This window comes from Bacillus sp. 05T31 (assembly GCF_056396725.1).
Window position 1 is genome coordinate 1 of the sequence record NZ_JBFTMA010000140.1, and the last position, 8,147, is coordinate 8,147.

The window sequence follows — 8,147 nt, forward strand, 5'->3', positions numbered from 1 at the left end:
GTATCACGTGTTGTGAACGGTAACCCAAACGTAAAGCCTACAACAAGAAAGAAAGTATTAGAAGCAATTGATCATTTAGGATACCGCCCAAATGCGGTAGCACGTGGACTAGCAAGTAAGAAGACAACTACAGTGGGTGTTATTATTCCTGATATCTCAAATACGTTTTATGCAGAACTTGCTCGTGGAATTGAAGATATCGCAACAATGTACAAATATAACATCATTTTAAGTAACTCTGACCAGAACAAAGAGAAAGAGTTCCACTTATTAAATACGATGCTTGGGAAACAAGTGGACGGGATTGTTTTCATGGGTGAAGATATTACAGATATTCACGTTGAAGAGTTCAAAAAATCTCCAGTACCAATTGTATTAGCAGCGTCATTTGATGAACAAAATGAAACGTCATCAGTAAATATTGATTATACACAAGCAGCTTACGATGCAATGAAGCATTTTATTGAGCAAGGACATAAACGTATCGGTTTCGTCTCTGGTCCTTTCATTAATAAAGCAGGAAGCGCGAAGAAGTTACAAGGTTATAAAAAAGCTTTAGAAGAAGCAGGTATTTCATATGATGAAAATCTTATAATTGATGGAGATTACACATATGATTCAGGTATAGAAGCGTTTGAAAGACTTTGGGGCATGGATGAAAAACCAACAGCAATCTTCGTATCTTCTGATGAAATGGCACTAGGTGTAATCCACGCAGCACAAGACGCGGGATTAAACGTACCAACGGATATCGAAGTACTTGGTTTTGACAACACACGTCTTGCATTAATGGTTCGTCCGCAACTTTCGACAGTTGTACAACCAATGTATGATATCGGTGCAGTAGCAATGCGTCTACTAACGAAATATATGAACAAAGAAACAGTAGAAGATCACTCAGTTATCTTACCTCACCGTATCCAATTTAGAGATTCAACGAAGTAAGAATAAGAGAGCTCACAGCGATAGCTGTGAGCTTTTATTCATATTCAGGATAATGGTGTTTAACTACTGTATCTACACTTTCAGTTTTCTTAACATGTAAAAAGCGTGCATATAATTCTTTTCCTGTCTCAAATGGTGTGTCATCTAATTCGAAAACATGCAACACTTTTCTAAACGTCCATGTTACTTGCTCACCGTACATATTATCGTACGTATCTTCAGACTGTAGAGCTATCTTTTCACCTAGCTCATGAGCTTTCTCTAAACTGTTCGCCTTAACGAGAATGATACTTTCTTCAAAAAGTGTATCGTGATTCTCTTCATAATGTTCATCAATTTTACTAGGATTAGGTTTACCTGAATGGACAGATTTAAATAATAATTTTACAGCATACACATGAGATCAGTCTCCTTATGCTGAATGTTTTATTTTATAAACAATACTCGCGATAAGTGAAGCCGGTATTGTAAATACGTTACTTTGATAATGATAATGTATTTTGGATTCTTCATAAGACATTCGCTACAGTTTGGATTATTCCTTGTTATATGTCACACAAGTGCAAATTTAACTATTATAGGGCAATGTCATGTATAATAGAAAGAAAAGGCTTGTGAGGGGGGAGAAGAGATGATCGTTCTTTGGATAATTACGCTTTGCATGACCGCTATTTTTGCATATATGACGTTAAAACAAAATGGCTTAAAGCGATTTGTTCCAGGAAGTATTCTTGCAGGAATCGCCCTTATCACGTATGTAATTTCTATTTTTATTGAAAGTGTATCAGTGGACATGAGCACAAGTTTAATGTTTATGGGTATTACACTATTTGCAGGTAGTATTATGGTACTTATGGTTGCTGGTATTATTTTATTTATTCATATGAATTCAGAAACGTTATAGCATATAGAAAAGGCATGTCCCGAGGGGGCATGCCTTTTTATCCGTTCAATTATGCTCTATCTTTAGAAGAGTTTTGTTGTTTTAGTAAGTCGCGAATTTCGCCAAGAATTTCTTCTTCTTTTGTTGGTTCTGGAAGTTCTTCTTTCTTTTCTTCTTCTTCTCTTTTAGATGTTAGTTTGTTGAAAACTTTAACGAACATAAAGATAGCAGCTGCAATAATTAAGAAATCAAAAATAGTTTGGATGAAGTTACCATACATAATAGATGATTTACCGAATGTAAGTTTTAAATCTGTAAAGTTAACGCCGCCCAGTACCATACCAAGTAATGGTGTGATGATATCTTTTACTAAAGAACTAACGATTTTACCGAATGCAGCACCGATTACAACCCCGACAGCTAAATCGATTACATTCCCTTTGAATGCGAATTTTTTAAACTCGTTCCACATGTGTTAATCCCATCCTTTCCACGATTCAATATGAAATTTATAATTCCTATCAACATATTCTATAGAAATTTGCGAGAGAAATAAAGAGGGAATGGGAATGAAAGTAAATTCTGAAAAATGTATCCGTTTTAATTTTTAGTTGCATTCTCCAGTAGAGATTGCAACAGTTGCTGCGTTTTTAATCCTTCTAATCCMTCTACAACAGGTTTTGTATCTCCGTGAACACATTCGATAAAATGATGAACAGCATCTTCAAAACCGCGCTGTTTTAACGTCGTATCCCATGATGGTGAACCGCTTTGCGAAACGGAGTTTTCTTGTTCAATTTCAAATGTATTCATATTTTTTACGCGAATAATTTTCCCTGTCGTTACAAGTTCAATTTGTTCTAAGTTTGTACCTGCATGGCGATGCATCGCGGTAGAAAGTAACAGTCCACTTGCAGTTGTATATGTATGATGTCCGTAAAGAAGTTCATGCTTTTCATTAATTTGCATCATATTATGAACGACGTTAAGATCATCATTAGCTAACCAGCGAGCAGTATCTACAATATGTAAGTAATCATCTAACATAGTAAAGTCGAACGTATATGGCCCGACTTTATTTGTGCGGTGTTTTTCAATTCGAACCCATGAAATATCATGAGCTTGCTCTTTGGCAGCAACGTACATAGGAACGAATCGGCGATTAAATCCGACCATTAACTTTCGGTTATACTTTTCGCTTAACTCGACTAGTTTCTCAGCTTGTTCCACTGTAGCTGCTAGCGGTTTATCAACATAAACGTCAATTCCTTTTTTTAGAAGTTCAGAAACGATTTCATAATGTGTAGCAGTTGAACTATGAACGAAGATTGCATCACATTCAGAAGCTAGTGTTTCCATAGAATGAAAGTCTTGAATACGATATTGTTGGCAAATTTGTTTTCTTTTCTCGGGGTTAGGTGTAAAGGCCCCTACAAAATTCCAATTTGTTTCTTTTGTAAGTGTTGGGAGATAGGCTTTTTGTGCAATATTTCCAAGACCAATCATTCCAATTTTAGGTTTGTTCATGTTTATTCCCACCCTATCAATATTGATGTAACGGGTTAAATGTAGCATAGGGCGGGGGAGGAAGGCAAAARTTAGCTTTTTACTTACGTCCTTCTAACAAAATCTTTTCTATTTCTGCAAAGTTATGAGCGCGAGCATGTTGTAATGAAGGGAGTATCATTATTGTCGGAATGCCTATGACTGTAAGGAAAAGGATATATAAGGTAATTTATGTTAAAATTTTAAAGGGAATAAAAGATCTGTGCCAACACGCACGATAGTTTGAGAGGGAGTGCTAGATTTTGGGGGCTGAATTAAAGGATAATAAATCAAACAAGGCTTTAAAGATTGGAATTAATATCATACTTGTTTTATTACTAGTAGGTGCAATACAAATGTTTTACGATAAAGATAATACAAATGATCATTTCGGTGGGTTATTTATGATGGTCTTTTTTGCAATTAAAATAATTTCTAATTTTGTGATAACTTTAAAAGAAGGAGATAAAAAGTCAGTATTTATTGATTTAGGTTTAGTAGTTTTTGTTGTTCTTCTTTTAGTTGTTTCTAGTGTGAAATATTTTTCTTGAAGGCTAATATATTCATTAACGAGGCTTTAATGGAATAAGCCTCGTATCTTTCTGTGTTATTTAATACTTGCGTCTGATTGTAAAAAATCACTCTATATTAGGTATTTTTCTTTGAAAATAGGACTTAATTCACTCCAAACATCAAATTTATTACCATCTAAATCATAAAAAACAAAATTCTTCCCAGCATGCCCTCTGTTTTCAATCTCTCCAACTAGAATTTCCTTTTCAATAAATTCACTATGAATTGATTCTAGTGTATGTAATCCGTTAACTTCAAATGTTATAGAAAAGCGTTCTTTACCGTGAAAATCAAAAAAATTTAAGGTTTGATTATCTTGGGATTTAACTAGAAAAAAGCTTTGATTTGCAAAGTTAATAATAGCTTTGTCTTCGTCTTTAAAGTTCAACTCTGCTCCCAATTTGTTCACATACCAATTTGAAGAAAGTTCTACGTTGGTAACTGGAATATAAGTCGTTCCAACTCTTAATAATTTTTCTTTCACCCTATTTTCCTCCTTTAGCAAAACAGCATTAATAAACTTGTTCTCTCTTCCTAGACTTATTGCCTTTGTGAGTCCTTAATTTTCTTTTTAATCCCAAAAAATTCTTGAGTAATAGAAGTAAACCGACTGGCTTCTTCCAAAAAAGGATAATGGTTACTGTCCTCAAATGGCACAAAAATAGAATTGCGTATTCCCTCATGCATTTCAATAGAATATTGAATCGGGCACTGCACATCATGTCTTCCGCAAATAATAAGCGTCTTTGTGTGGATAGAAGGTAAGTACTTTCTTAAATCAAATAACGGATATTCACAAGAGAAAGCATTCATCCGGCTAGCGGACATTGTTTTTTGGATTGGTTTACAAAAATAAGAGTTGTAGTTTTCAGGTTTATACAATGATAATTCGGTTCTCTTAGTAGATAATTTTTTTCGTTCTGCATTTGTAAGATGAGGGCTTTTCAAGTTTTCGATGAGTTSTTGCATATAATGAAACTGYGRATGTTYKGGRTGATAAAYACAAAATRGTGTTTCGGTATAGTTACTTGCTGCGGCTCCRRCGATGACTAATGATTGYAAGRAAKTTGGATATGTAATSGCATATAAAAGTCCAAGCATACCGCCTGTTGAGTGGCCAGCGAAATGCCATGTTGGGAGTTGTAAAGCTTCTCGTATTGCTTCTAAGTCGTGAACGGTTTCAATCATACTTAATTCTTTTTCTGAATTGGCTTTTGCTGAGTTACCAGCGTTTCGTAAATTAATGAGCAATACACGATGCGTAGCAGTGAAAACATCCGCAAAGTAATCGCCAGTTTCATTAAATTGTGAATAGTGATGTGTAATGCAAAGCGGTTMGCCATTTCCTTTTGTAAAGATTTCAAATGTGCCACGTTTCGTGTTGATTATTTGTTGTGTCCACATAATATCACGACCTTTTCTCATAAAAGTTGGACCGGCTAATTCTTAAATAAAATATATCAGCGAATCTCAAAAAATATCGACTTACCGACGGAAAACGACAATAATAGCTAGCTATAAAAGAAAGGAGGCTGTTCAAAAAGCGAGCCTCCTCTCTGTTTAATATAAAGATTTTGTCATATTATTCCGAATAATTTCAAGAGATTTCGCTACAGTTAATGCATTTTTTTCTTCGATTTCTGGTTTTCTAGGGATAGGTTGATACATGTTGTYTGGATCTTCCCATGTRAGGGGAAGGTCGGTTTCTGCTTGTCCTTTCCAAGCGTCAATCCATTCTGGAGGGAGATAACCTGAGATGTTTTGGATGTTGTTCATTTCGAGCCAAATGAGTGCCCAAGCTCTTGGTACGACGCGCCAGTGATCATAGCCACCACCGCCGACAGCAATCCAGCGACCGTCGCAATATTCATTAGCGATTTCACGAGCGAGCTTCGGTATTTCACGGTAAATATTCATCGTTGCGCAAAGGTGTGTAAGTGGATCGTAATAATGTGCATCAGCACCATTTTGCGTTAAAATAATATCCGGTTTAAAGTATGCTGCCACTTCTTTTACAACTGTTCGATATGAATCTAAAAACGATTCGTCTTCTGTAAAAGCATCGAGTGGAACGTTAAAAGAATAATTATATCCATTTCCTTGTCCACGTTCATTTACTGCGCCAGTTCCAGGAAATAAATAACGCCCAGTTTCGTGTAATGAAATGGTGCATACGTTAGGATCGTCGTAAAAAGACCATTGTACCCCGTCGCCGTGATGAGCATCTGTATCAATATATAAAACGCGTAAACCGTATTTCTTCTGAATATATTTCATTGCGATAGAGCTATCGTTATAAATACAAAAGCCAGATGCTTTACCACGAAAGCCATGATGTAAGCCGCCACCTAAATTGAGGGCGTGCTTTACTTTCCCAGAAAGAACAGCATCGACAGCTGTTAATGTTCCGCCAACGAGTAATGCACTTGCTTCATGCATATTTGGAAACATTGGTGTATCTTCTGTTCCAAGTCCATATGTCATCGCAATTGATTTTTCTAACTTTCCTTCTCCAGCAAGTTTTACCGCATTTATGTACTCCTCTGTATGAATGAATGCAATTTCCTCATCTGTAGCCATTCTTGGCGAGATGACTTGAGAAGGGGAGATAAAACCRCTCTTTTGTAATAAATCATACGTGAGTGTGACGCGTAGTTGGTTAAAAGGATGATCAGGGCTAAAAGAATAGCCCCGAAAGTCATCCGAATAAATGAAGGCGCTGCTCATGCTTGCATCCCCATTATGTTTGGCCATAATACGCGGTAGCCCTCTGTTTCGAGTGCATCAATCACTTTTAGAGGATTCATCGTTTGAATGCGGAAAACGAGTACTTTATCATTCTCATCTTTTGCTGGATAGACGAGAACGCTCACAATATTTATTTGTAAATCACTAAAAATAGCAACGACTTTTCCAAGAATACCAGGTTCATTTTTCACTTGAATTTCAATTTGTGAACTTGGTTGATGAGCTCCTGTTAATTTTACTAACGTGTGCAGCACTGTAGATTCAGAAATGATACCTACGAGTTTTCCAGCTTTCGTAACAGGAAGACAGCCTATTTTATTTTCAAAAAATAAAGTCGCAATTTCCTCAACGAAATCGAGAGGGTGACAAGTCATAACAGGGTGTTTCATTATGAGTTCAAGAGGTTGCTTCAGCATATCGAGTGAAACTTGTTCATCTAAAATAGACGGACTTGCATCTCTTACATCCCGATCAGAAATAATGCCTACGACATGATTATTTTGATCGACAATTGGAATGTGCCGAATGCCTTTCGTACGTATTGTTCGGATTGCTGTTTCRATTGTATCGTTTGGATGYAGTGTYACTACATYTTGATTCATAATTTCTTCTACAATCATTCCAGTTGCCCCCTTTATTAATACATAAAACGATTGTGAAAACGTAGACGATCGAATGCTTGAATGGAATCCGTATCAACACGTTTACCGATGCGGACCATTAAACAGTTGGCAGGATGTGAACAAATTTCAGGATCATCTGTAGCCATCCATTGTAAACCACCAGCATTCATCATTTTTTCCATTACTTTTCGGTATTCCCAAACATTTAAGCCTGTTTGTTTTAAATCCCAGTGCCAATAATATTCAGTCGTTAATATAATGTAATCTTCCATATGATCGTCCATCATTGAAACTTCTAATAAGTTTTTTCCGACAGAGCAACCACGAAAGGCTGGGACAACTTCAATCGCCCCGAGTTCAATTAAGTTTTCAATCTTTCCTTCTGACCATCGCTCGAGCGGATCAGGATATAAGTATGTAACATATCCAACGATCGTTTGATCATGTCTAGCAATAATGAGACGAGCTTCTGGTAATTTAGAAATTTCGACAATTGCTTTATATTGCTGCTCGGCAGGACGAAACGCAATTAAGTCTGGATGAAATTCATACATTTCAAGATTATGTGTAGAGACAGGACCTTCAATAATTAAGGTGCCTTTCGCTGTTTTTAAGTTTCTGGCATTATATATTTTTTTATGAATCAATTTATTGCTCACCACCTTGAGGGTTTGTGAATCTATTAATATCGTACTTTATAATATATGCGATGTGAATCGAATTTTGTCATTAAAAATTTGTCTAAAAATCAACAAAAATACTGAAAATTTTAAATAATATCATTATAATAGATAATAGAATACATAGGAGGGGGATGTAAAGTATGAAAG

11 protein-coding genes and 1 pseudogene are annotated in these 8,147 nt (G+C 35.9%); 3 read left to right on the top strand and 9 right to left on the bottom strand.

Going from position 1 to position 8,147, the window contains the following annotated elements; translation table 11 throughout:
- Nucleotides 1-945 (top strand): catabolite control protein A (gene ccpA / locus AC1DJR_RS11295; RefSeq protein WP_477002634.1); only part of this gene is annotated, 945 nt, incomplete at its 5' end.
- 34 nt (nt 946-979) lie between these two features.
- On the opposite strand, the gene AC1DJR_RS11300 is transcribed toward ccpA, so the two are convergent.
- Complete coding sequence (locus AC1DJR_RS11300) at nt 980-1,342, bottom strand: DUF4288 domain-containing protein (RefSeq protein WP_429688021.1); 363 nt, start codon at nt 1,340-1,342, stop codon at nt 980-982.
- Between the two features lie 15 nt (nt 1,343-1,357).
- Nucleotides 1,358-1,465, bottom strand: a pseudogene (locus AC1DJR_RS11305) (DUF3949 domain-containing protein); the annotation flags it as partial.
- 111 nt (nt 1,466-1,576) lie between these two features.
- Between AC1DJR_RS11305 and AC1DJR_RS11310 the strand changes: the two are divergent.
- Nucleotides 1,577-1,849: a DUF3917 domain-containing protein gene (locus tag AC1DJR_RS11310; RefSeq protein WP_000636592.1), complete on the top strand. Its 273-nt coding sequence runs from the start codon at nt 1,577-1,579 to the stop codon at nt 1,847-1,849.
- Nucleotides 1,850-1,898: 49 nt separating this feature from the next.
- Here the strand turns inward: AC1DJR_RS11310 and mscL are convergent, their stop codons facing one another.
- A complete protein-coding gene (gene mscL / locus AC1DJR_RS11315) occupies nt 1,899-2,300 on the bottom strand; it encodes a large-conductance mechanosensitive channel protein MscL (protein WP_002015591.1) in 402 nt (133 codons plus the stop codon).
- A gap of 128 nt (nt 2,301-2,428) precedes the next feature.
- Nucleotides 2,429-3,355 (bottom strand): Gfo/Idh/MocA family protein, encoded by a 927-nt coding sequence (locus AC1DJR_RS11320; RefSeq protein WP_477002635.1) that lies wholly within the window; start codon nt 3,353-3,355, stop codon nt 2,429-2,431.
- 281 nt (nt 3,356-3,636) lie between these two features.
- Between AC1DJR_RS11320 and AC1DJR_RS11325 the strand changes: the two genes are divergently transcribed.
- Nucleotides 3,637-3,924 (top strand): hypothetical protein, encoded by a 288-nt coding sequence (locus AC1DJR_RS11325; RefSeq protein ID WP_429688023.1) that lies wholly within the window; start codon nt 3,637-3,639, stop codon nt 3,922-3,924.
- Between the two features lie 92 nt (nt 3,925-4,016).
- On the opposite strand, the gene AC1DJR_RS11330 is transcribed toward AC1DJR_RS11325, so the two are convergent.
- From AC1DJR_RS11330 to acuA, 5 genes are all read right to left on the bottom strand, one after another.
- Complete coding sequence (locus tag AC1DJR_RS11330; RefSeq protein WP_061689091.1) at nt 4,017-4,430, bottom strand: VOC family protein; 414 nt, start codon at nt 4,428-4,430, stop codon at nt 4,017-4,019.
- Between the two features lie 56 nt (nt 4,431-4,486).
- Nucleotides 4,487-5,371, bottom strand: coding sequence for an alpha/beta fold hydrolase (locus AC1DJR_RS11335; protein WP_477002636.1), 885 nt, complete (start codon nt 5,369-5,371; stop codon nt 4,487-4,489).
- Nucleotides 5,372-5,506: 135 nt separating this feature from the next.
- Complete coding sequence (gene acuC / locus AC1DJR_RS11340; protein ID WP_477002638.1) at nt 5,507-6,673, bottom strand: acetoin utilization protein AcuC; 1,167 nt, start codon at nt 6,671-6,673, stop codon at nt 5,507-5,509.
- The gene (locus AC1DJR_RS11345; RefSeq protein ID WP_477002637.1) at nt 6,670-7,314 is read right to left on the bottom strand and encodes an acetoin utilization AcuB family protein; all 645 of its coding nucleotides are present in this window, start codon (nt 7,312-7,314) and stop codon (nt 6,670-6,672) included. The genes acuC and AC1DJR_RS11345 overlap by 4 nt, the downstream gene beginning before the upstream one ends.
- A 17-nt stretch (nt 7,315-7,331) precedes the next feature.
- Complete coding sequence (acuA, locus tag AC1DJR_RS11350; RefSeq protein ID WP_002112293.1) at nt 7,332-7,964, bottom strand: acetoin utilization protein acetyltransferase AcuA; 633 nt, start codon at nt 7,962-7,964, stop codon at nt 7,332-7,334.
- Nucleotides 7,965-8,147 lie beyond the last annotated feature (183 nt).